Consider the following 23,392-nt stretch of genomic DNA (forward strand, 5'->3'; position numbering starts at 1 on the left):
ATGTCGCTGTTACAGGATCTGAACGCAGGCAAGCTGCACGGTTTTCACGGCGGCATCCATCCGCCCGAACGCAAGGCGCCGGCCAACCAGGGCCCCATCGGCGACGCCGGCCTGCCGGACGAGCTGGTGCTGCAGTTGCGCCAGCATATCGGCCAGCCGGCCCGGCTCAAGGTCAAGGCCGGCGAGCGGGTATTGAAGGGCCAGCCCCTGACCGAGCCGCTCAACCCCATGATGATACCGGTGCACGCCCCCACCTCGGGCATCATCATCGCCATCGAGGACAGGCCCCTGTGCCACCCCTCGGGGCTGGACGGCCCCTGCCTGGTGCTCAGGCCCGACGGCGAAGATCAGTGGCGGCCGCGCTTCCCCATCGCCGACTACCAGGCACTCAATGCCGATGTGTTGCTGGAGCGCATCCACGCCGCCGGCATCACCGGCCTGGGCGGCGCCGGTTTTCCGGCCCACGTCAAGCTGATGCCCCGGCGCAAGGCCATAGAGGCGCTGATCATCAACGGGGTGGAATGCGAGCCCTATATCAGCGCCGACGACCGGCTGATGCGCGAACACCCCGCCGAGATCCTCGAGGGCATCGCCATACTGCGCCATATCGTCCAGCCCCGGGTGACGGTGCTGGCGGTGGAGGACAACAAGCCCGAGGCCCTGGCCGCCCTGCGCGCGGCCAACAGCGACGACCAGATCCTGATCGTGGCGGTGCCCACCAAGTATCCTTCCGGCGGCGAGAAGCAGCTCATCGAGATCCTCACCGGCCGCCAGGTGCCCCACAACGGCCTGCCCGCCGACATCGGCATGGTGGTGCAGAACGTGGGCACCGCCTTCGCGGTGAAACGGGCGGTGCTGGACGACGAGCCGCTGATCCGCCGGGTGGTCACCCTGGCGGGCGACGCCTTTGCCGAACCCGGCAACGCCTGGGTGCATATCGGCACCCCGGTGCGCTACCTGCTCAAGCGCTACGGGCTCGCTCCCGAGCCGGAGCAGCGCATCATCATGGGCGGCCCCATGATGGGCTTTACCCTGCACAGCGCCAGCGCCCCCATCATCAAGGGCAGCAACTGCGTGCTGGCGCCGACCCGGGCCGAACTGCCGCCGCCCGGCGAGGAGCTGGCCTGCATCCGCTGCAGCCAGTGCGCCGACGCCTGCCCCGCCAGCCTGCTGCCCCAGCAGCTGTACTGGTTTGCCCGCGCCCAGGAGCACGACAAGCTCAACAGCCACAACCTGTTCGACTGCATCGAGTGCGGCGCCTGTGCCTATGTCTGCCCCAGCCAGATCCCCCTGGTGCAGTACTACCGGGTGGCCAAGGCCGATATCCGCCAGGCCCAGCGCGAGGCGGAGCTGGCGGAGCGGGCCAAGCACCGCTTCGAGGCCCGCCAGGCGCGGCTGGAGCGGGAAAAGGCCGAGCGCCAGGTCCGCCAGGAGAAGGCCGCCGCCGAACGCAAGGCACGCATGGCCGAGCAGGTGGCCGCCGGTGGCGAGGATCCGGTGGCCGCCGCCCTGGCCCGGGTCAAGGCCCGCCAGCAGGAGCAGAGCCCCGACGACATGGCCGCCGCCCGCGCCGCGCGCAAGGAAGAAGCCCGTCGCAACCGGGAACTGAAGGCCCAACAGGAGGCTCAGGCCGCCCCGGCGGCGGAGAAATCCGGCGACGACAAGCAGGCCGCCGTGGCCGCCGCCATCGCCCGCGCCAAGGCGCGCAAGGCCGAGCAGCAAGCCGACGCCGCCCCGGCGGCGGAAAAGTCCGACGACGACAAGCAGGCCGCCGTGGCCGCCGCCATCGCCCGCGCCAAGGCGCGCAAGGCCGAGCAGCAAGCCGGGGCCGCCCCGGCGGAGGAAAAGTCCGACGACGACAAAAAGGCCGCCGTGGCCGCCGCCATCGCCCGCGCCAAGGCGCGCAAGGCCGAGCAGCAAGGCGAAGCCGCCCCGGCGGCGGAAAAGTCCGACGGCGACAAAAAGGCCGCCGTGGCCGCCGCCATCGCCCGCGCCAAGGCGCGCAAGGCCGAGCAGCAAGGCGAAGCCGCCCCGGCCGGAGCAGACGTTGCCCCCCCTGCGGCCGAACAGCCGGCTGAAACCCAGGATGCCGACGCCGCCAAAAAAGCGGCCATCAAGGCCGCCGTGGAGCGGGCCAAGGCCCGCCGGGCCCAGCAGCAGGCCACCCCCTCTCAACCCGATCGAGAAGACGAGTCCTAATGGCGTTTACACTCAGCAGCTCACCCCATGATCACGCCCCCCTGAACACCGCCACCCTGATGCGGCGGGTCTGCTACTGCCTGATCCCGGGCATACTGGTGCAGTGGTGGTTCTTCGGCTGGGGCAGCCTGGTCCAGATAGCCCTGGCCGTGACCACCGCCTACGCCGCCGAAGCCCTGGTGCTGGCCCTGCGCAAGCGGCGCTTCGCTCCCCTCAGGGACAACTCGGCCCTGCTGACGGCGCTGCTGATCGGCATCGCCGTGCCGCCGCTCGCGCCCTGGTGGCTGGTGGTGATCGGCACCGCCTTCGCCATCATCGTCGCCAAGCAGCTCTACGGTGGCCTGGGCCAGAACCTGTTCAACCCGGCCATGGTGGCCTATGTGCTGCTGCTGGTGTCCTTTCCGCTGCCCATGACCAGCTGGCTGCCGCCGCTTGCGCTGCAGACCTACCCGCCGGGGCTGCTGGACAGCCTGTCGGCTATCTTCACCGGTTTCACCCTGGACGGCTTCGCCCCCCACCAATTGCGCGAGCTGGCCGACGGCACCACCATGGCCACCCCGCTCGATACCCTGAAAACCGGCTTCACCCAGGGCCACACCGGCAGTGAAATCCTGGCCGGCCCGGTGTTCGGCGGCCTGGCCGGCATCGGCTGGCAGTGGGTCAACCTGGCCTACCTGGCCGGCGGCCTCGCCCTGTTGCGGCTGCGGCTCATCAGTTGGCCCATCCCGGTGGCCATGCTCGGCACCCTCTTCCTGCTCAGCCTGGTAGGCTTTATGGTCTCCCCCGATGGCACCATAGGCCCCATGATGCACCTCTTTTCCGGCGCCACCATGCTGGGGGCCTTCTTTATCGCCACCGACCCGGTGTCGGCGGCCACCACCTTCCGCGGCCGCCTCGTCTACGGCGCCCTGATCGGCCTGCTGATCTACCTTGTCCGCACCTTCGGCGGCTATCCGGACGCGGTGGCCTTCGCGGTGCTGCTGGCCAACATGACGGTGCCCATGATAGACAGCCTGACCAAGCCCAAGACCTACGGGGAGGCCCGCTGATGCTGGAGATGATGCGCAAGAACGGCCTCGTCCTGGCGCTGTTCGCCCTGGGCTGTACCGCCCTGGTGGCCGTTACCCACAGCCTGACCCGCCACACTATAGTGGCCCAGGAGCAGGCCCAACTGCTCTTGGTACTGAACGAGTTGCTGCCCCCCGACAGCCACGACGAGCCCCTGTTCAACCACTGCGCCCTGGTGGCCAGCGAACACTACCTCGGCAGCCGGGATCCCCTGCCCGCCTTTACCGCGGTGAAAAACGGCGAAGTGCGGGGCCATGCCATCGAGGCCATCGCCCCCGACGGTTACAGCGGCGCCATCAAGCTGGTGGTGGGGGTGAACGCCGACGGCCGTCTCTCGGGCGTGCGGGTGCTGGCCCACAACGAAACCCCGGGCCTGGGCGACAAGATAGAACTGAAAAAATCCCCCTGGGTGCTGGCCTTCGACGGCATGGAACTGATCGGCGAGGAAGACCCCCGCTGGGCGGTGCGCCGGGACGGCGGCCAGTTCGACGCCTTCACCGGCGCCACCATCACCCCCAGGGCGGTGGTCAAGGCGGTGCGCCAGGTGCTGCTGATGCTGGAACAGGAGCCCGGGCTGCTGAGCCAGGCTCCCCGCTGCGGAGAGACCCTATGACCGAACAACAGAAAGACATCATCCGCCAGGGGCTGTGGAAGAACAACCCGGCCCTGGTGCAGATCCTCGGCCTGTGCCCGGTGCTGGCGGTGACCAGCACCCTGACCAACGCCATGGGCCTGGGGCTGGCCACCATGCTGGTGCTGATAGGCTCCAACCTCACCGTCTCCCTGGTGCGCCGCTGGGTGCCGAACGAGGTGCGTATTCCCATCTACGTGATGATCATCGCCAGTTTCGTCACCTGCGTGCAGCTGCTGATGAACGCCTATACCTACGGGCTGTACCAGTCGCTCGGCATCTTTATCCCCCTTATCGTCACCAACTGCGTGATCATCGGCCGGGCCGAGGCCTTCGCCTCCAAGAACAGCCCGCCCCTGGCCGCCCTCGACGGCCTGATGATGGGCCTGGGCTTTACCGCCGTGCTGCTGGTGCTGGGCGGGCTGCGCGAGCTGCTGGGCCAGGGCACCCTGTTCGACGGCGCCGAGCTGCTGCTGGGCGACTGGGCGGCGGGGCTGCGCGTCGATGTGCTGCACCTGGACAACGGTTTCCTGCTGGCGATACTGCCCCCCGGCGCCTTTATCGGCCTGGGGATGCTGATCGCCGCCAAAAACTGGCTGGACGGGCGCCTGGCGGCCCGCCGCGCCCCGGCGCCCAAGGCCGAGATCACCAGAGCAAGGGTCACCTCGTTATGAACATGGAAAAACGCCGCCAGATCCTGGAGCGGCTGCGGGCGGACAACCCCCACCCCACCACGGAGCTGAACTACGCCAATCCCTTCGAGCTGCTGATTGCCGTGCTGCTCTCGGCCCAGGCCACGGACGTGAGCGTCAACAAGGCCACCAAGGGCCTGTTTGCCGCCGCCCCCACCCCCGCCGCCATGCAGGCCCTGGGGGTGGACGGGGTAAAGGAGCACATCAAGACCATAGGGCTGTTCAACTCCAAGGCCGAAAATGTCATCAAGACCTGTGCCATACTGCTGGAAAAACACGGCGGCGAGGTGCCGGAAGACCGGGAAGCCCTCGAGGCCCTGCCCGGGGTGGGCCGCAAGACCGCCAACGTGGTGCTCAACACCGCCTTCGGCTGGCCGACCATAGCGGTGGACACCCATATCTTCCGCCTGGCCAACCGCACCCGCTTCGCCCCGGGCAAGAACGTGGACGAGGTGGAGCAGAAGCTGCTGAAGTGGGTGCCGGCGGAATTCAAGCTGGACGTGCACCACTGGTTTATTTTGCACGGCCGCTATGTGTGCCTGGCGCGCAAGCCCCGCTGCGGCGCCTGCATCATCGAGGATCTGTGCGAGTATAAAGACAAGCAATATCCCGATTCCTGAAGCCCGGGCTTGGACCCGTCCCCCTGTTCGGGGGTAGACTGGGGTTCAACCGAGTAACCTAAGGAGCATGGCTTGCATACCCTCAGGCTCTTTGCCGGCGCCTTTTTACATGCCCTGAACAACCTGCTGCCCATCATAGGGGTGGTGCTGCTGTTCCAGCTGCTGCTCGGCCAGTGGCCGGAGGACGCCGCCGGCATGGCGCTGGGGTTGCTTATCGTGGCGGCCGGCATCGCCCTCTTCCTGCAGGGGCTGGAGCTCAGCATCTTTCCCCTCGGCAAGAGCCTGGCCAACCAGTTCGCCCGCAAGGGCTCAGTGCCCATACTGCTCTGTTTCGGCTTCGCCATGGGCTTTTCGGCGGTGATCGCCGAGCCGGCGCTGATCGCGGTGGCCTCCCAGGCCGAGCTGGTCAGCCAGGGCCGCATCCAGGCCCTGACCCTGCGCCTGATCGTGGCCCTGTCGGTGGGCCTGGTAATGGCCGCCGGGGTGCTGCGCATCATCCTCGGCCAGGGCCTGCACTGGTACATGATAGGCGGCTACAGCCTGGTGGTGCTGGTGACCTTCTTCGCCCCGCCCGAAATCGTCGGCCTGGCCTACGACTCGGGCGGGGTCACCACCAATATCGTGACGGTGCCGCTGATCGCCGCCATGGGCATCGGCCTGGCCGCCTCCATCAAGGGCCGCAACCCGCTGATGGACGGCTTCGGCCTGGTGGCCCTGGCGGTGATGGTGCCCATGGTCAGCGTGCAGCTCTACGGCATCGTCACCTACAGCCTGGGCGCGGCCCCCCTGCCAGTGCCGGCGAACGACATCCAGGACACCGTTATCCATTCCCCCTGGCTAAGGGTCGTTTTCGACCTCGTTCTGATGCTGCGGGACGTGACCCCCATACTGGTGGTGGTGCTGTTCTTCCAGTACCTGGTGCTCAAGCGTTCCCTGTCCAACCCGACCCGGGTGTTTTTCGGCTTTCTGATGGTGCTGGTGGGGCTCTATGCCTTCGTGGTCGGCCTCAAGCTCGGCCTCTTTCCCATCGGCACCCGCATGGCCGAACAGCTGATCGGCCAGGATCGGGTGCTCTATATCTACCTGTTCGCCTTCGCCATCGGCTTCGCCACCACCATGGCGGAGCCGGCGCTGATCGCCGTGGGCCACCAGGCGGAACAGGCCGCCCCCGGCGAACTGAGCGCCCGGGCCATCCGCCTGGTGGTGGCCCTGGGGGTGGCCCTGGGCATTACCCTGGGCGTGCACCGCATCATCAGCGGCGGCTCCATCCACCACTTCATCATCGGCAGCTACCTGCTGGTGCTGCTGCTGATCTGGATCTGCCCGCGCAACATACTGGCGCTGGCCTTCGATCTGGGCGGGGTCACCACCTCGGAGGTGACGGTGCCGCTGATCACCGCCTTAGGGATAGGCCTGGCCAGCCATATCGAGGGGCGCAACGTGCTGATCGACGGCTTTGGCCTTATCGCCTTCGCCTCCATCTACCCCATAGTGACGGTGATGATCTACGCCATCGCAGCGGATCTGCTATTTAAATACCGGAGAGCATCTTCATGAAATTTTCGTTACTGGTGGCCATAGTGCCCGAAGAGCTGGAGCAGGGCTGCATCGATGCGGCCAAGGAGGCCGGAGCCGGCGGCGTGACCATCATGAATGGCCGGGGCATCGGCACCAGCAGCAAGAAGACCTTTTTCGGGCTCACCTACGAGGGCTCCCAGAGCATACTGCTGATGGTGCTGGAGAAGAACCTGTCGCTGCATGTGCTGAAGGCCATTCAGGCGGAGCTTGCCATCATCCCGAAGGACAAGGAAGAAGGCGCCTCCAAGGGCGTGGTGCTGACCCTGCCCCTGGAGCACCTGGGCGGCATAGAGGCGGCCCAGCTCGAACAGTTCGAACGCTTTATCAAGGATGACTTTTAAACAGAAGATAACCCGGAACAGCGACCGGGTATCGCTAAGCAGACCCTCCGCGCCAGGGATGGCGCGGCGGAGCCCCCATGGATGGGTTTACGGCGTGTCTGTGTGTGATACCCGGTTGATGGGCCAGGTAGTTAAGGAGCACCCACATGCTGGTAAAAGATATCATGGTGACCGAGGTCATCACCGTCTCCCCCTTCGCCAAGGTGCGGGAAGCCCTGAGCCTGATGAAACGGCACAAGGTGAAATGCCTGGTGGTGGACAAGGCCAACGAGCACGACGCCTACGGCCTTATCACCTACTCCACCATCATCAAGACCATAGTGGCGGAAAGCGGCGACATCGATCTTATCAATGTCTACGATGTCTGCGCCAAGCCGGCCATCGCCGTGGGCCAGGACCTGGCCATCAAGCACGTGGCCCGGCTGATGACCAGCTACGGTTTCAACCGCATACTGGTGCTCGACAACAACAGCCTGGTGGGGCTTATTACCATCACCGACATTATCGACACCATACTGGACATGGTGGAATAACCATAACGGACTGATTTTACATTCAACTACCGGGAGTCTTGAATATGCGTATTTTGCACACCATGCTGCGGGTCGGCGATCTGGACAAGTCCATCGCCTTTTACACCGATATCATGGGCATGAAACTGCTGCGCACCAGCGAAAACACCGAATACCAGTACACCCTGGCCTTTGTCGGCTACGGCGAGGAAAAGGACGAAGCGGTACTGGAGCTGACCTACAACTGGGGCACCGACCGCTATGATCTGGGCACCGCCTACGGCCATATCGCCATCGAAGCCGACGACATCTACGCCATGTGCGAGCAGATCCGCGCCGCCGGCGGCAAGGTGACCCGGGAGCCGGGCCCGGTCAAGGGCGGCACCACCGTCATCGCCTTTGTGGAAGACCCGGACGGCTACAAGATTGAGCTGATCGCCAAGAAAGACGCCGGCAAGGGACTGGGGGAGTAAAGCTGACATGGGGCGCAGGCGGCCCGCCTGCATTCCCGCACTGCGGGAAACCCGGTGCAAGCCCCAATGCGGGCGGGCCGCCCGCGCTCCAACCCGGCTACCGATAAGGCAGCTCTATCCCCTCGAACAGCTTGTCGATTTCGTCCGGGGCCTTGAGCGAGATCACCTTGTCCACCCGCTCCCGGGTGAGGTGGGGCGCGAAACGCTCGATAAAATCGTACATGTAGCTGCGCAGGAAGGTGCCCTTGCGAAACCCTATCTTGGTGGTACTGGCGGCGAACAGGTGGCTGGCATCGATGGCCACCAGATCCGCGTCCTGCACCGGATCCACCGCCATGCTGGCCAGCACTCCTATCCCTATCCCCAGCCGCACATAGGTCTTGATCACGTCCGCGTCGGTGGCGGTGAACACTACCTTGGGCTCGAAGCCGGCCCGGTTGAAGGCGATATCCAGCTCGGAGCGACCGGTAAAACCGAACACATAGGTCACCAGCGGATACTGGGCAATATCGGCGATGCCTGGCTTTTCGATGGCCGCCAGCGGATGCCCCTTGGGCACCAGGATGCAACGGTTCCAGTGATAGCAGGGCAGCATGATGAGATCCTGATACAGGTGCAGGGCCTCGGTGGCAATGGCGAAATCGGAGGCGCCCTTGGCCACCGACTCGCTGATCTGCGCCGGCGTGCCCTGGTGCATGTGCAGCGACACCTTGGGGTAGCGCTCGATAAACCCCTTGATCACCGCGGGCAGGGCATAACGGGCCTGGGTATGGGTGGTGGAAATATTGAGCGAGCCCTGATCCGGATGGGTATGCTGGCTGGCCACCGCCTTGATGCTCTCCACCTTGCCCAGGATCTCGCCGGCGATGCGGATGATGTCCCTGCCCGCCGGGGTAACCTGGGTCAGGTGCTTTCCGCTGCGCTCGAACACCTGAATGCCCAGCTCGTCCTCCAGCATGCGCACCTGTTTGCTGATCCCGGGCTGGGAGGTGTACAGGCTTTCGGCGGTGGCGGACACATTCAGGTTGTGGTTGGCAACTTCCACGATGTAGCGCAACTGTTGCAGTTTCATGGCGGCTCGGGGTTAGGGTGACTTAGCTAAATACTATCAGACCTTGGCGGAATATCCTCGATAGTGGCCGCAGAGAATCGTTTTAATCCCCCCTAATCGCCTGAACTATCGCCGGTTTTACTCTCCTTGGGCGCGGGAAGTTAGCCAAAGCGTCGCTACTGGGTTAACATTTCCATCCAGACCATCCTCCTAACCGAAGCGAGCCGCTGACAGATGATTCTGACCCTGGTACTCATAGCCATAGGCGCCCTGCTGTTTCTGGTCATCCTATACAATGTGATTCAACAATACCGGCAAAAGCAGGAAACCGAAAAGCGCACCCTGATGCTGAAACACAAGCACCAGATCAATGAAACGGACGAGCTTTTGCTCAGTGCCAGCCAGTTACCCTACAGCAAAACCCTGATGCTGGTGCTGTACGGACGTATCCTCGGCAGCCTGCAAGCCATGCAACAGCAGGATCCCGACAATCCGCAAATAAAAGGCCGCATTGCCGGTGTCGAACAACAGTTCCAGCATCTGCGCGATCACTATCAAATGGAATCCGAAGGGATCAAAACCCCGGAGTCGGATCAGCAAGCCATCCATATGCTGCAGATCGTCAAACGACTGAGGATGGTGCTGCGCGCCGAACACAATAAAGGCAAGCTGGGGACCCAGCACTTCGTATTGGAAGATCGGCGGCTGGAGCTTATCCAGTTGAAGATCAACCTGACCAACCTGATCAAACGGGCACGCTCGGCCTTCGATAACCGGGAAATCAACATGGCCCGGCAAATGCTTGAGAAAGGAGTCAAGGCGGTCAGCATGATCCCGGACAAGGACGAACAGCTGAAAAGAATGGAAGAAGCCCTGCGCAACCGGCTTGACGAACTCAGCCAGGATCAGGACAAGGCCATGCGCGAGCAGGAGGAGCGGGAAGAGCAGAAAGTCACCTCCGAACTCGATGTGCTGTTCCAGCCCAAGCGCAAGTGGTAACGCCCATGCTGGAGCCGATACTGGGCGATCCCCGGCCTTTCTTCGACCACCTGGCCCGGGGGATGGAACAACAGGGTCTGCCCCTCGACCTGGGGCCCATGGACCATGTCTGTTACCGAACGACAAGCAATGACCAGTACCTTGAACTGCGCCGTTCACTGGCGGCGGCGGGCGAGGTGCTGGTGGAAGGCATGATAGGCGGCAGGCCCATCGTCACCTTTCGGCTGCACCAGCCGCTGGCCAGCCCCTTTGGCCCCGTCCCCTGCCTGGAGCTGGCCGCGCCCAAGCCGGGCAAGGTCCACCACCCCGGCCTGGAGCACGGCGAAATCGTGGTGGCGAGCCTGGAGCGACTGCTGCGGGACTATCCCCGGGTGTCCTTCGACACCAGTAGCCTGCGGCAGAACCCGCCGGAGCTGACCCTGGCCCTGCCCCCCTGTCAGATCAAGTTCCATCTGCACAGCCTGGCGGACACCATTGCCGCGGAAATCGCCCGGAATGAGGTGGTGCCGGTACCCGCGGACTACTTCAGGCGCTGACCGGCACCCGCCGCTCCAGGCGCCACAGCCGCAGGCTCAGCCCCGCCGTCACCCCCAGCACCAGCATCATGCCCATCGCCACCCCGGGCAGGCCCGCCCCTTCCCAGAACGGGTAGAGATAAAGCCCGCCCAGGCTGGCCCCCAGGTAGTAAAACACCAGGTAAAGCGACGACGCCAGCGCCCGGTGCTGCTGCACGCTGCGCCCCACCCAGCTGCTGGCGCAGGCGTGGGCCAGGAAAAAGGCGAAACTGTCCACCAGCAGCGCCAGCAGGATCAGCGGCAGCCGCTCGCTCAGCAACCCCAGGTTGCCCACCGCCATGATGCCGATGGCCAGCAGCAGGGTCTGGCACAGGCCGAAGCGGTGGATAAGCCAGCCGCTGATGCCGGAGGCGAAGGTACCGGTCAGGTAGGTCAGGAACAACAGCCCCAGGGCCGCCGGCGCCAGGCTGATGGGGGGCGCCGCCAGGTAAAAGGCCACATAGGTGTACTGGTTGAGAAACACCATAAAGTTGAGCCCGCCCACCAGGTACACCGGCCACAGCAGGGGATTGCGCACATGCCCGAGCAGGGCGCTGGCGCCCTCCCCCCTGGCCGCCGGCACGAAATGACGGGAGCGGGGCAGCAGCTTCAGCAGCGGCAGCCACAGCAGCAGGCTGAGCCCGCCGAGCATCAGGAAGCTGGCCTGCCAGCCTCCCGCCCACTGGGCGATCAGCCCGCCCAGTACCCGCCCGGCGATGCCCCCGACGGAATTGGCGGCGATGTAGATGCCGATGCTGGTCACCAGCGCCTTGGGGGTAAATTCCTCCCCCATGTAGGCCACCGCCGTGGCCGGCAGCCCGGCCAGGAAAAAGCCCTGCAGGGCGCGCAGCCACACCAAGGTGCCGAAGCCCGGCGCCCGGGAAATCAGCATGCCGAGCAATACCGCCACCAGCAGGCAGCCCAGCATCACCGGCTTGCGGCCAAGGCGGTCGGCCACCCGCGCCCAGAACAAGAGTCCCACCGCCAGCCCCAGGGTGGCCACCGACAGCGCCCAGCCGGCATCCAGGGCCGACAGCCCGAAGTCCTGCGCCAGCAGGGGCAACAGCGGCTGGGTCAGGTAAAGGTTGATGAACACCAGCATGGAGCCGAGGCCGAGGGCCAGGGTGGCACGCCACCAGAGTGGGGTTTTCAGATCTATCATGGGCAACTCCAAGGGCAGAGCCTTGACCTTAACGCCCGCCAATGCATAAATGAAATATATAAAATTTATGGAAAAAATAACTGACCCTTATGCTTGAAACCAAATGGTTGCGCCAGTTCGCCACCGTGGCCCGGGAAGGCAGCATCACCCGTGCCGCCGAGCAGTTGCACCTGGCCCAGCCCGCCGTGACCATGACCATCAAGAAGCTGGAGCGGGAACTCGGCATCGGCCTGTTCGACCGTCGCCAGGGCCGGCTGCGGCTCACCCCCGAGGGAGAACGGCTCTACCAGCATGCCGAGCGTATCCTCGCCGCCCTGACACTGGCCGAGCAGGACATGGCGGCCCTGCACGATCTCAGCGCCGGCGAGGTCTGCATCGGCATTCCCAGCATGCTCGGCTCCTTTTACTTTCCGCCCCTGCTGATGGCATTCAAGCATCGCTACCCGAGCCTCTCCATCCGGGTGGAAGACGCGGGCACCCAGGATGTGCTCGGGCGTCTGTGCCAGGGCAAGCTCGGCCTCGGCATCGTGCTCACCGCCTCCCTGCCGGCGGGACTCACCGGCCTGCCCCTGCTGCGGGAAGAAATGGTGGCGGTGGTACCGGCGGAGCACCCGGCCCGCCACCAGCCTTATATGGCCATCGAGGACTTTCTGCGCCAGGAACTGGCCCTGTTCCGCCACGGCTTCTTTCACCGGGAATATATCGAGGAGGTGGCCCGCCAGGCCGGCATCACTCCCGTTATCGGCTTCGAGAGCAACCTGATCCCGCTGCTGAAGGCGGTGGTGCGCCAGGGTTTTGCCATCACCACCTTTCTGCGCATGGCCGTGCGGGACGACCCGAGCCTGTTCGCCGTTTCCTTTAAGGAGCCCTACTTCCTCGACCTTTGCCTGGCCTGGCCGGACGACCGGCGGCTGTCCCGGGCCGAACAGGCCTTTATCGACTTTATCCGGGAGCAGCACCGGGGCTGAACATTCCCCCAAACGACGTCCATCCGGGGCGCAGGCGGGCCGCCGGCCTTCGCGCGTAGCGGGAATCCGGAACACCGACCAGTTTAAAGCTCAGGCGGCGCCGATACTTGGGGCGCAGGCGGCCCGCCTGCCTTCGCGCGCAACGGGAATCCGGAACACCGACCAGTTTAAAGCTCAGGCGGCGCCGATACTTGGGGCGCAGGCGGCCCGCCTGCCTTCGCGCGTAGCGCGAACCCTGCCATACCACAAGTTTAAAAAGGCTCGAGGCAGAATCGGCATCGCGGGTTGGGCTGTGCTTTCGCCCACCTCGGTGCCACCTTTATGCGGGCGGGCCGCCCGCGCCCCAAGGCGCAAACCGGCAATCGGCGGGGTGCTTGCGGATCCGGCACGGGTATTCCCGGCGGCTAAAGCGCCGGCTACGGGGATAAGGTGCAGGCGCCCGTTTACGTGGCGCGAGATGAGGCGAAAAAAACAGCAACTGGCCCGCTGCACTAGGGCAATCTTTACAGGCCGCCCCAAAAAACGTTATAACGTAACAAAATCAATCCAATTGGAGCATCATATGAAACTTAATCCTGTTGCCTTCCCGCTGGCCCTGCTGCCCCTCGCCCTGTCCGCCCAGACCCAGCTCGGCGTGCACGAACACGGCCATGGCCAGCTCAACCTGGCCCTGGAGCAGCAGCAACTGGTGCTGGAGCTGACTGCCCCGGCGGCGGACATCGTCGGTTTCGAGCACGACGCCGCCACCGACGCCGAAAAGGCCCAACTGGCCGCGGCGCAGGGCAAGCTCCGCCAGGCGGACCTCCTCTTCAGCCTGGCCCCGGCGGCAGGCTGCCGGCTGGAAAAGGTCGAGCTGATCGAGGACGAGGACGAGCACGGTCATGACCATAAGGACCACGACCACGACCACGACCACGACCACGACCACGACCACGACCATCATGATGATCATCAACACGAGCATCATGACAAACATGACCATGACCATGACCATGACCATAAGGATCATGACCATGAAGAGCATGGTCACAGCGATATCCAGGTGCACTACTTCTATCACTGCGACCAGCCGGATGCCCTCAACCGGATCGACGTGGCCCTGTTCGAGCAGTTTCCGAGCTTTAACCGCCTCGAGGTACAGGGTATCCTGCCTTCCGGCCAGGTGGCCGCCACCCTGACCCCGGCACAACCCCAACTCAGCTGGTAATAAATGACTGCACTGATTTCCATGGAAAACCTGCGCTTCGCCTGGCCCGGCCAGCCCGAACTGCTGCATATAGCGCGACTCGAGCTGGCCGCCGGCGAGCGCATCTTTATCAAGGGCCCGAGCGGCAGCGGCAAGAGCACCCTGCTCGGCCTGCTGGCCGGTATCCAGCGGGCCAGCCAGGGCCGGCTCGAGGTGCTGGGCCAGGATCTGTCGCGGCTCTCGGGCCGGGCCCGGGATCGCTTCCGGGCCGACCACCTGGGCTATATCTTCCAGCAGTTCAACCTGCTGCCCTTTCTGTCGGTACTGGAAAACGTCACCTCGGCACTGATCTTCTCCCGCCACAAGCGGGCCCGGTTGCAGGCGCCGGCCCGGGAAGAGGCCGAACGGCTGCTGGGCGAGCTGCAACTGCCCCCCGGTCTGTGGCAACAGCCGGTGCACCGCCTCAGCATCGGCCAGCAGCAGCGGGTAGCGGCGGCCCGGGCGCTGATCGGCCGCCCCGAGCTGGTCATCGCCGACGAGCCCACCTCGGCGCTGGACACCGACAACAGGGCCGCCTTTATCGAGCTGTTGTTCAACGAATGCAACCTGCAGGGCAGCACCCTGGTGTTCGTCAGCCACGACCCCCATCTGGAGCCGCTGTTTTCCCGGGTGGTGTCCCTGCCCGAACTGAATAAGGTACCGCCATGTTAATGCTGGCCCTCAAAAGCCTGTGGGCGCGCCGGCTCACCGCGGGCCTCACCCTGGCCGCCATCGCCATCAGCGTGCTGCTGCTGGTGGGGGTGGAAAAGGTGCGCCATGAGCTGAAAGACAGCTTCGCCCGCACCATCTCCGGCACCGATCTGATCGTGGGCGCCCGCTCCGGCCAGATAAACCTCCTGCTCTATTCGGTATTCCGCCTCGGCAACCCCACCAACAACATCAGCTGGGATTCCTACCAGCGTATCAGGGAGCAGAAGGGGGTGGCCTGGACCATTCCCCTGTCGCTGGGCGACTCCCACCAGGGATTCAGGGTGCTGGGCACCAGCGAGGACTATTTCAGATACTACGCCTACGGCCGCCAGCAGCCGCTGACTCTGGCCCAAGGCCGCCCCTTCAATGACACCTTCGAGGCGGTAATAGGCGCGGACGTGGCCCGAAAGCTCGGCTACCGGCTGGGGGATGGGCTGGTGATCGCCCATGGCGCCGGCAACACCTCCTTCAGCCTGCACGAGGACCTGCCCTTCACCCTGGTGGGCATACTGGCCCCCACCGGCACCCCGGTGGACAGAACGGTGCATGTGCGCCTCGACGGGCTCGAGGCCATCCACCTCGGCTGGCAGAGCGGCCGCCAGACCCGCGCCCTGAGCGAGGCCGAGGCCCGCGCCGCCGACCTCACCCCCAAGGCCATCACCGCCTTCCTGGTGGGGCTGGAAAACAAGGTGCTGGCCTTCCAGCTGCAGCGGGCCATCAACGGCTACCGGGCCGAGCCCCTGTCCGCCATCCTGCCCGGCACCGCCCTGCACGAGCTGTGGAGCATGATGAGCATGGCCGAGAAGGCCATCGCCTTTATCGCCCTGTTCGTGGTGGTGGCCGGCCTGCTGGGCATGCTCACCACCCTGCTCGCCGGCCTTTCGGCCCGGCGGCGGGAACTGGCCATTTTGCGCTCCCTCGGCGCCGGGCCGCGACACCTGTTCGCGCTGCTGGCGCTGGAAGCGGCCATTTTGACCGGCCTGGGGATGTTACTGGGGCTGCTGCTGTTGTATCTTGGTCTCAGCCTGGCCGCCCCCCTGGTACAGGCTCAGTACGGGCTGCTGCTTTATCCCGGCCTGCCCACGGCCGCCGAATGGCGCCTACTCGGGCTTATCTGGCTGGCGGGCCTGGTGATCGGCCTGTTGCCGGCGGCCCAGGCCTACCGCTACTCGGTTAACGACGGAATGAGTATCAAACAGTGAAAACATGCAGTATCTGGCTGGCCAGCCTGGCCCTGTTGATGGCCCCGGCCTGGGCCGACGAATTCACCCTGCTGGAGTGGGACGATCTGATCCCCATGGAAGAGCGGCTCAACCCGCCGCCCTTCCCCGAGGTGAACCACGAAGACGAGTTTGCCATTCCGCCTCAGCCGGTGGGCAAGGTGGTGCCCACCCTCGATGGCCAGAAGGTGCGGCTGCCGGGCTTTGTGGTGCCGCTCGAGGGTGACAGCAAGGCGGTGACCACCTTCTTCCTGGTGCCCTACTTCGGCGCCTGCATCCATGTGCCGCCGCCGCCCACCAACCAGATAGTCTACGTGGACTACCCCAAGGGCGCCCGGGTGGACGATCTCTGGGACGCGGTCTGGGTGACCGGTACCCTGCGCACCGTCAGCGCCAGCCACGAAGTGGCCAACGCCTCCTATTCCCTCGAAGGGGTCAGCGTCGAGCCCTACGATCTGTAAAGGCCCGGGGCTGGGGCTTGCCCGCCCCCTTGGGGCGCGGGCCGCCCGCCCGCATAAGGGCGACACCGAGGTAACCAAAGGCACAGCCGGCGCCCGTAGCCGGCGCTTTAGCCGCCGGAACATACCGCGCCAGAGCCGGCAGGCCCCCGCCGGTTGCCGGTTTGCGCCACGTAAACGGGCGCCTACAACTACCGGAACATACCGCGCCGGAGCCGGCAGGCCCCACCGGTTGCCGGTTTGCGCCACGTATACGGGCGCCTACAACTACCGGAACATACCGCGCCCGCCCTGCCGGCACCCCGCCGGTTGCCGGTTCGCGCCACGTAAACGGGCGCCTACAACGGCCGGAACATGCTTTGCCTGAACCGCTCGCCGCTATACAATCCCCGCTTTTCAACCGACTCGAGCCACCATGCGCCTGATACTGGCCCCGATGGAAGGGGTGCTTGACCATCTGATGCGGGATCTGCTGACCCGCCTCAACCCCTTCGACCTTTGCGTGACCGAATTTATCCGGGTGGTGGACATGCGCCTGCCACCCCGGGTGTTCTACCGGCTGTGCCCCGAGCTGTACCAGGGCTGCCGCACCCCGGCGGGCACCCCGGTACGCATCCAGCTGCTCGGGCAGGATCCGGACTGGCTGGCGGAAAACGCCGCCCAGGCCTGTCGCCTGGGCGCCCAGGGCATAGATCTCAACTTCGGCTGCCCGGCCAAGACCGTCAACCGCCACAGGGGCGGCGCCGCCCTGCTGAACGACAGCGAGTTGCTCTACCGCATCGCCAGGGCGGTACGGGCGGCGGTGCCCGCCTCGTTACCGGTGAGCGCCAAGATCCGCCTGGGGGTGGACGAGCGCGACTCCTACCTGGAGAACAGCCTGGCCCTGGCGGAAGGCGGGGTCAGCGAGCTGGCGGTGCATGCCCGCAGCAAGAAGGATGGCTACCGTCCCCCCGCCCACTGGCCCCTGGTGGCCGACATCCGCCGCGCCCTGGCCATTCCGGTGGTGGTGAACGGCGAGATCTGGAACGCTGCCCAGGCCGGGCAGGCCCGGAGGGAGAGCCACTGCCAGGATCTGATGCTGGGCCGGGGCGCCCTGGCCCTGCCCAACCTGGCCGCCACCATAGGCCGGGGCGCCGCGCCCATGGCCTGGCGGCAGGTGGTGGCCCTGCTGCTGGACTATTCGGCGATGGAGATAGCGGGTGACAAGGGGCTTTACTACCCCAACCGCATCAAGCAGTGGCTGAGCTACCTCAGGCTGCACTACCCCGAGGCTCAGGCCCTGTTCGGCCGTATCCGCACCCTGAAGCACACCGCCGAGATCAGGCAGACTCTGGCTTCCCTTTGATTTGTATCATGATGTGCCGGTGGCCCCGGCCCTATACTGGCGGCCGGTATTCCCCCTTTTTTGGACATCATCATGAGCAGCATCATTACCAAGTCCCGGCTGGAAGCCCGGCTGCAGGCCGAGGTGGAGCGCCGCCGCCAGGCTTTTCTGGAGGCGCTGCTGGCCCTGGACGCCCCCCTGACCGCCGAGTTGCACCGGCTGCCGCCGGACGAATGGGCCGACTACCCGCCCCTGGCCGCCTATCCCCAGCTGCAGCCGCAGCTGAAATCCCTGAAGCAGGCGGACGCCGCCCTCTGCCAGTGGCAGCTGGGCCTGTACGGCCTGTGCAGCGACTGCGAGGCCGAACTCACCACCGAGCAGCTGTGGGACGACCCCTGCCGCCAGCGCTGCGACCCCTGCGAAGAGAAATACCGCAAGGCCCAGCACGGCGCCTGGGAGTTGTAGAGTAAGGCGTAAGGCGTAAGGCGTAAGGCGTAAGGCGTAAGGCGTAAGGCGTAAGGATAATAGTCCGGCCAGTTTTAAACCCAATAAAAAAGCCGGCTTTCGCCGGCTTTTTTGAACTTGCTAATTTAGCTAAAGGCTAACTTAGAAGTTGTACTGGATACCAACGCCGTACAGGTCGTCTTTACGCTCGTCGCCATCTTTGGCGCGCTGGATATTGTACTCGGCATACAGCTTGGCTTTCGGAGTCAGGGCATAGGCGGCACCCAGCACGTACTCGTTCACCAGCTTCTCGTTGTCGCCAGTGCCACGCTCTTTCTCGTAGTTGTAGCCAGCCTTCAGGGTCCAGGCATCTACGTTGTAGGCGGCAACCAGTTCCCAGTAACGGGTTTTCTCATCAGCAGCGCCGGTAACGTCCTGCTGTTTCTGACCGTAAACGGTACCGAAGTAGAAACCGTCGATGCTGTAGTTGGCACCCAGACCCCACATGTCGAAGTCAGCATCCAGACCCGCGTTGGCACCGGTCTTCACGCTCTGCTTCTCGTAGGCGGCAACCAGGCCCAGGTTGAAGGGGAAGGTATAGCCGGCAGACAGGCTGTACTGATTCTGGGCGCGCTCTTCGTCAGCCGCCAGATCTTGACGAGTCTTGTTTTCGTCATTGAAGGCGTAGGCGGCACGCAGATCGATGCCCTGGTCGGCATAGCTGACACGTACCTGGTCATCGATACGGAAGCCGTGGGAGTAAGCCGCGGCGCCGAACAGATCGAAGATATCGGTGATGTCGGACAGCTGAACGTAGGGGTTCTCGCTCTTACCGAAGGTCAGGTCGGTGGTATCCATAAAGCGGAAACCGGCCCAGGCGTAACGGGAGTCAAGCTTGCTGCCGTCGGAAGATTCGGCGGCGGCCTGCCACTCCAGCTTACCGATCAGGGCTACGTCCTGGTTCAGGTTGTACTTGACATTGGTGCCCAGACGAGCGGAGCCGTCGCCACCAAACTTCTCACGCTTGGCGCCTTCGTGATCGAAAGAGCCGGCGTCGTACTGGATACGGCCGTACAGATCAACCTGGGCGCCTTCGTCGGAGTATACGGTCACGGCGCTGGCAGAGGTTGCGAACAGCGCAGGGATGGTCAGTGCAAGAATAGTCTTTTTCATAATTTTAGATGCCTACTGTAATTAAACACTAAGTCCTTGTTATTCCCTGTGTTAGCAACGATTCACGTTACTATGGCGAGCAGCCTATCACCGGTTTTTTGAGCTTGCAACAAAATCGCGGGAACTTTTTATGACAATGATGTTCGTAAGGTGCGCAATTGTGACCTTGGCCGCTTTTTATTAAGCCACGGCTTGGCAACTGGCATAAAAACGTCTAGCGGGTATACTTGGCGCCGGATTTTATACCTGCAGGCAGCCATGGCCAGAGCCGATTACCGCACCCTGGTGCGCGACAACTACCGCCGATTAAGCCAGTCTATTCAAGGCTTTACCCCCCGCCGGGAGCAGAACTACCTGGTGGCGGAAATCGGCAAGGTCTTGCTGGGGCACTACGACAGCGCCAGACGTATCCTGGTGGCCGAAGCGGGCACCGGCATCGGCAAATCCCTCGCCTACCTGCAGGCCGCCATTCCCTGGGCCCGGCTCAACCAGAAAAAAGTCATTGTCTCCACCGCCACCCTGGCGCTGCAGGAGCAACTGGTCAACAAGGACCTGCCCCTGTTCCAGCCCCACTGCCAGCCCGGTTTTACCTTTACCCTGGCCAAGGGCCGGGCCCGCTACTGCTGCGTGCGCTGGCTGGAGGCCCTGGCACTGGGCGAAAACCAGCTCGGCCTGTTCGAGGCCGCCGCGGGCCTTACCCCCGCCCAGCAGCAACAGCTGGCCGGGCTCTGGCAGGCCTGGTGCGACCAACGCTGGCCCGGCGACCGGGACAGCTGGCCGGAACCCATCGACGATAGCCTCTGGCAACAGCTGCAGGCCGAACGGCACAGTTGCCAGCCGCTACTGGGTCACCGGCACTGCCCCTTCCACCTGGCCCGGGCCGAGATCGACAAAAGCGATGTGGTGGTGGTCAACCATGCCCTGCTGCTGGCGGATCTCGCCATGGGCGGCGGCGTGCTGCTGCCCGAACCCGAGCAATGCCTTTATATACTGGACGAAGCCCACCATATCGCCGCCGTGGCCCGGGAGCAGGGCTCGGCCCGCCTGCCGCTCGGCCTGCACCGGCGGGCACTGGAGCAGTTCAACAAGCAGCTCGGCGGCGTTCACGAGCTGCTGGGCGAGGAAGGCCAGCCGCGCCTGGCCCGCTTGCAACAGGCGCTGCAACAGCTGATCCCCGCCCTGAACCAGCTCTATCGGCAACTGAGCAGCGCCCTCTCGCGCCAGGAGCTGACCCCCGATGAACAGGGTTGCCTGCGCTTCACCGCCGGGGAACTGCCCGGTTTTCTGCTCGAGGCCCTGGTAAGCCTGAAGGAAGACAACAAGCTCTTTGCCCGCAGCCTGGAGCGGGTACAGGCCGCGCTGGGCGAACAGCTGAAGCGCCAGCCGGCCAAAGCGGGCGCCATCGAGGCGGCCCTGGCCGCCCTGAGCCAGCAACAGTTGCGCGCCGAGCAAACCCGGGATCTGTGCGAACTGATGCTGCGCGCCGGCCACCCCAAGCAGCCGCCCCCGGCCCGCTGGCTGGAGCAGGACCGGCAGGAGCTGACCCTGTGCGCCACCCCCCTGGCGGTGGGCCATTTGCTGGAGCAGTGGTGCTGGTCGCGGGCGGCGGCGGCGATACTGGTGTCGGCCACCCTGACCGCCCTCAACGACTTCGGTTATTTTCGCCGCGCCGTGGGGCTCAGGGCGAACGACGGCAGCCGCTACCTGCGCCTCGACTCTCCCTTCGATTACCAGAGCGCCAGGCTTATCCTCCCCCGCCTGGACTGCGAACCCACGGATGCGCGCTTCGACCAGTTGCTGTGCGAGCAGATCCCCGCCTGGCTCGAGGGACAGACCGCCAGCCTGGTGCTGTTTTCTTCCTACCGGCAGATGCAGGCCGTGGCCGAGGCCCTGCGGGGCCGGGGCCAGTCCCTGCTGGTGCAGGGGGAAGCCAGCCGCCAGGCCCTGCTGCAACTGCACAAGCAACGATGCGACGGCAACCAGCCCAGCGTGCTGTTCGGCACCGGCAGCTTTGCCGAGGGGCTGGACTTGCCCGGCCATTACCTGACCAACCTTATCATCACCAAGCTGCCCTTTGCCGTGCCCACCTCGCCGGTGGAAGAGGCCATGGCCGAATGGGTCAGCCTGTGCGGCGGCAACCCCTTTATGCAGTTGGCCATGCCGGAAGCCTCCCGCAAGCTGATCCAGGCCTGCGGCCGGCTGCTGCGCACCGAAACCGACCATGGCCGTATCGTGCTGCTCGACAAGCGCCTGGTCAGCCGCCGCTATGGCGCCGCCCTGCTGGACGCCCTGCCCCCCTTCAGCCGGGAGCTGCCATGAGCCTGGACATTTCCGTTTACCTGTTGCTGGCCGCCACCGGCCTGGTCGCCGGCTTTCTCGACGCGGTGGCGGGCGGCGGCGGCCTTATCACCATCCCCGCCCTGCTCAGCGCCGGCCTGCCGCCGCACCTGGCACTCGGCACCAACAAGGTGGCCGCCAGCCTTAGCTCGCTGACCTCCGCCAGCACCTTCTACCGCCAGCGGCTGTTCGCGCCCGCCTTCTGGTGGCGGGCCTGCCTGGCCGCCGCCCTGGGCGCCCTGCTCGGCACCCTGCTTATCAACCAGATCAGCGCCGCCTGGCTGGAAAAGGCCCTGCCGCTGCTGATCCTGATGGTGGCCGTCTATACGGTGCTCAACCGCAAGCGCGAGCCCCAGGGCAATCAGCTGCCCAGGGCCGATCGGCGGCTGCATCGCCGCCAGTGGGGCCAGGGCCTGCTGCTCGGCGCCTACGACGGCGCCTTCGGCCCCGGCACCGGCGCCTTTCTTATCGTCTCGGGCATGGCCCTGTACCGGCTGAATATCCTGCTGGCCTCGGGCCTGGCCAAGTCGATGAACTTTATCAGCAACCTCGTTTCCCTGCTGACCTTCATCGCCCTGGGCCAGGTGGACTGGGTGCTGGGCCTGACCTTAAGCCTCGGCATCATGGCCGGCTCCTTTATCGGGGCCCGCTCCGCCATTCGCTTCGGCGGCGGCTTTATCCGCCCCATTTTCGTGCTGATGGTGCTGGCCATTTCCATCAAGCTCGCCTGGCAGGCCTGGTTTTGATCGTTGCGCTCGGCCCCATTAATTGCCACAATCTCGCGGTTTAGTGGGTATTTGGTTCAATTACTTAGCAACCCGTTACGGGAATCATAATGGCTCAGGAGCCCCTGATGAAAATGCGTTCTACCCTCGTCGCCCTGGCCGTTGCCGGCCTGTCTTTCGGTGCCAGCGCGGCCACCTTCGAAGCCCAGCAGCCCTACCAGATCCATCTGGTCGACGGCGAGAAAACCACCAGCACCATCACCAAGTCGGTGCACAGCGTGACCATCGGCGAAGGCAAGCACCAGTTTGCCGTGGCCTACAGCAAGGACTTCTCCACCCGCACCGATAGCCGGGTACTGAATGGCAACCCGGTGATCATCACCCTGGACGTGCCCGCCGATGCCCAACTGGCCCTGGACTATGCCGAGCCCAACAATTACCAGCAGGCAGTTCAGTTCCTGCGCGAGCAGGACAGCCGGGTGAAGGTGGTCGACAAGGCCACCGGCCGGGTAATGGAAGCGGACATCTTCACCATCCCCACCCCCGCCGGCCTGGATACCGGTCGGGGCATTCAGGACTACCTGCAGGAGCAGGGCAAGGCCTTCAGCGGCCGCACCGACGCCGCGGTCGCCGCCGCCCAGGCGAAATTCGGTGACGCCGCCGTTGATGCCGACGCCCTGGAAATGCTGCAACACTGGTGGAACGCCGCCGACAAGGACACCCGCCGCGCCTTCCAGATCTGGATGATCCAGCAGCAGTAAAACTGGCAGGCTGATAAAAAAAGGGGCGGAGTCAATTAAAAATTGACTCCGCCCCTTTTTGCTCTGTAGGTGCCGCTTTAGCTGGCACAAACCGGCGGGAACAGGGCACCGAATGTCCATGTTCGCCGTTTGCCGGTTTGCGCCACGTAAACGGGCGCCTACGGCC

Annotated in this window: 24 protein-coding genes; 21 read left to right on the top strand and 3 right to left on the bottom strand. The window is 64.8% G+C overall.

Annotated features, from left to right (window positions below; genetic code table 11):
- The 9 genes from rsxC (at position 1) to gloA (ending at position 8,114) form a co-directional block, all read left to right on the top strand.
- Complete coding sequence (gene rsxC / locus AN401_RS09905; RefSeq protein WP_096779232.1) at positions 1–2,199, top strand: electron transport complex subunit RsxC; 2,199 nt, start codon at positions 1–3, stop codon at positions 2,197–2,199.
- Entirely contained in the window at positions 2,199–3,248 is a 1,050-nt protein-coding gene (gene rsxD / locus AN401_RS09910) for an electron transport complex subunit RsxD (RefSeq protein WP_094038152.1), read from the top strand. The genes rsxC and rsxD overlap by 1 nt, the downstream gene beginning before the upstream one ends.
- Entirely contained in the window at positions 3,248–3,880 is a 633-nt protein-coding gene (gene rsxG, locus AN401_RS09915; protein WP_096779233.1) for an electron transport complex subunit RsxG, read from the top strand. Before rsxD ends, rsxG begins: the two co-directional genes overlap by 1 nt.
- Positions 3,877–4,572 carry an electron transport complex subunit E gene (locus AN401_RS09920; protein ID WP_094038150.1) on the top strand — a complete coding sequence of 232 codons (696 nt, stop codon included), beginning with the start codon at positions 3,877–3,879 and terminating at the stop codon, positions 4,570–4,572. Before rsxG ends, AN401_RS09920 begins: the two co-directional genes overlap by 4 nt.
- On the top strand, positions 4,569–5,210 hold the full coding sequence (gene nth / locus AN401_RS09925; protein WP_094038149.1) for an endonuclease III: 642 nt from the start codon (positions 4,569–4,571) through the stop codon (positions 5,208–5,210). The genes AN401_RS09920 and nth overlap by 4 nt, the downstream gene beginning before the upstream one ends.
- 72 nt (positions 5,211–5,282) lie before the next feature.
- On the top strand, positions 5,283–6,767 hold the full coding sequence (locus AN401_RS09930; RefSeq protein ID WP_094038148.1) for a DUF1538 domain-containing protein: 1,485 nt from the start codon (positions 5,283–5,285) through the stop codon (positions 6,765–6,767).
- Positions 6,764–7,129 (top strand): transcriptional regulator, encoded by a 366-nt coding sequence (locus AN401_RS09935; protein ID WP_094038147.1) that lies wholly within the window; start codon positions 6,764–6,766, stop codon positions 7,127–7,129. The genes AN401_RS09930 and AN401_RS09935 overlap by 4 nt, the downstream gene beginning before the upstream one ends.
- A gap of 146 nt (positions 7,130–7,275) precedes the next feature.
- Positions 7,276–7,662 (top strand): CBS domain-containing protein, encoded by a 387-nt coding sequence (locus AN401_RS09940; RefSeq protein ID WP_094038146.1) that lies wholly within the window; start codon positions 7,276–7,278, stop codon positions 7,660–7,662.
- A 44-nt stretch (positions 7,663–7,706) separates the two neighbouring features.
- Positions 7,707–8,114 carry a lactoylglutathione lyase gene (gloA, locus tag AN401_RS09945; protein WP_096779234.1) on the top strand — a complete coding sequence of 136 codons (408 nt, stop codon included), beginning with the start codon at positions 7,707–7,709 and terminating at the stop codon, positions 8,112–8,114.
- Between the two features lie 97 nt (positions 8,115–8,211).
- On the opposite strand, the gene cysB is transcribed toward gloA, so the two are convergent.
- Positions 8,212–9,186, bottom strand: coding sequence for an HTH-type transcriptional regulator CysB (gene cysB / locus AN401_RS09950; RefSeq protein ID WP_094038144.1), 975 nt, complete (start codon positions 9,184–9,186; stop codon positions 8,212–8,214).
- A 213-nt stretch (positions 9,187–9,399) separates the two neighbouring features.
- On the opposite strand from cysB, the gene AN401_RS09955 reads away from it, so the two are divergent.
- Together AN401_RS09955 and AN401_RS09960 are read left to right on the top strand one after the other, a co-directional pair.
- A complete protein-coding gene (locus AN401_RS09955) occupies positions 9,400–10,164 on the top strand; it encodes a DNA repair ATPase (RefSeq protein ID WP_094038143.1) in 765 nt (254 codons plus the stop codon).
- 5 nt (positions 10,165–10,169) lie between these two features.
- Positions 10,170–10,700 carry a VOC family protein gene (locus AN401_RS09960; protein ID WP_232513278.1) on the top strand — a complete coding sequence of 177 codons (531 nt, stop codon included), beginning with the start codon at positions 10,170–10,172 and terminating at the stop codon, positions 10,698–10,700.
- Here the strand turns inward: AN401_RS09960 and AN401_RS09965 are convergent.
- Positions 10,690–11,880, bottom strand: a complete 1,191-nt coding sequence (locus AN401_RS09965) for an MFS transporter (protein ID WP_096780351.1) — start codon at positions 11,878–11,880, stop codon at positions 10,690–10,692. The two genes, AN401_RS09960 and AN401_RS09965, sit on opposite strands and share 11 nt — an antisense overlap.
- Positions 11,881–11,969: 89 nt before the next feature.
- On the opposite strand from AN401_RS09965, the gene AN401_RS09970 reads away from it, so the two are divergent.
- The 7 genes from AN401_RS09970 to AN401_RS10000 all read left to right on the top strand — a co-directional run bounded on the left by AN401_RS09970 (position 11,970) and on the right by AN401_RS10000 (position 18,251).
- On the top strand, positions 11,970–12,848 hold the full coding sequence (locus AN401_RS09970; protein ID WP_096779236.1) for a LysR family transcriptional regulator: 879 nt from the start codon (positions 11,970–11,972) through the stop codon (positions 12,846–12,848).
- A gap of 562 nt (positions 12,849–13,410) precedes the next feature.
- A complete protein-coding gene (gene zrgA / locus AN401_RS09975; protein WP_096779237.1) occupies positions 13,411–14,055 on the top strand; it encodes a zinc uptake protein ZrgA in 645 nt (214 codons plus the stop codon).
- A 3-nt stretch (positions 14,056–14,058) separates the two neighbouring features.
- Entirely contained in the window at positions 14,059–14,745 is a 687-nt protein-coding gene (locus tag AN401_RS09980) for an ABC transporter ATP-binding protein (protein ID WP_096779238.1), read from the top strand.
- Positions 14,739–15,986 (top strand): ABC transporter permease, encoded by a 1,248-nt coding sequence (locus tag AN401_RS09985; RefSeq protein ID WP_096779239.1) that lies wholly within the window; start codon positions 14,739–14,741, stop codon positions 15,984–15,986. The genes AN401_RS09980 and AN401_RS09985 overlap by 7 nt, the downstream gene beginning before the upstream one ends.
- A gap of 38 nt (positions 15,987–16,024) precedes the next feature.
- Positions 16,025–16,465 (top strand): DUF3299 domain-containing protein, encoded by a 441-nt coding sequence (locus tag AN401_RS09990; protein ID WP_096780352.1) that lies wholly within the window; start codon positions 16,025–16,027, stop codon positions 16,463–16,465.
- A 412-nt stretch (positions 16,466–16,877) separates the two neighbouring features.
- Complete coding sequence (locus AN401_RS09995) at positions 16,878–17,807, top strand: tRNA-dihydrouridine synthase (RefSeq protein ID WP_096779240.1); 930 nt, start codon at positions 16,878–16,880, stop codon at positions 17,805–17,807.
- 72 nt (positions 17,808–17,879) lie between these two features.
- Positions 17,880–18,251, top strand: a complete 372-nt coding sequence (locus tag AN401_RS10000) for a transcriptional regulator, TraR/DksA family protein (RefSeq protein ID WP_096780353.1) — start codon at positions 17,880–17,882, stop codon at positions 18,249–18,251.
- A 141-nt stretch (positions 18,252–18,392) separates the two neighbouring features.
- On the opposite strand, the gene AN401_RS10005 is transcribed toward AN401_RS10000, so the two are convergent.
- Positions 18,393–19,403 (bottom strand): porin, encoded by a 1,011-nt coding sequence (locus AN401_RS10005; protein ID WP_096779241.1) that lies wholly within the window; start codon positions 19,401–19,403, stop codon positions 18,393–18,395.
- 258 nt (positions 19,404–19,661) lie between these two features.
- Between AN401_RS10005 and dinG the strand changes: the two genes are divergently transcribed.
- The 3 genes from dinG (at position 19,662) to AN401_RS10020 (ending at position 23,226) form a co-directional block, all read left to right on the top strand.
- Positions 19,662–21,722, top strand: coding sequence for an ATP-dependent DNA helicase DinG (gene dinG / locus AN401_RS10010; protein WP_096779242.1), 2,061 nt, complete (start codon positions 19,662–19,664; stop codon positions 21,720–21,722).
- Entirely contained in the window at positions 21,719–22,486 is a 768-nt protein-coding gene (locus tag AN401_RS10015; RefSeq protein WP_096779243.1) for a sulfite exporter TauE/SafE family protein, read from the top strand. The genes dinG and AN401_RS10015 overlap by 4 nt, the downstream gene beginning before the upstream one ends.
- 107 nt (positions 22,487–22,593) lie before the next feature.
- Entirely contained in the window at positions 22,594–23,226 is a 633-nt protein-coding gene (locus AN401_RS10020; RefSeq protein ID WP_096779244.1) for a YccT family protein, read from the top strand.
- Positions 23,227–23,392 lie beyond the last annotated feature (166 nt).

The sequence above is a fragment of the Zobellella denitrificans genome, from assembly GCF_002407485.1.
GTDB lineage: Bacteria > Pseudomonadota > Gammaproteobacteria > Enterobacterales > Aeromonadaceae > Oceanimonas > Oceanimonas denitrificans.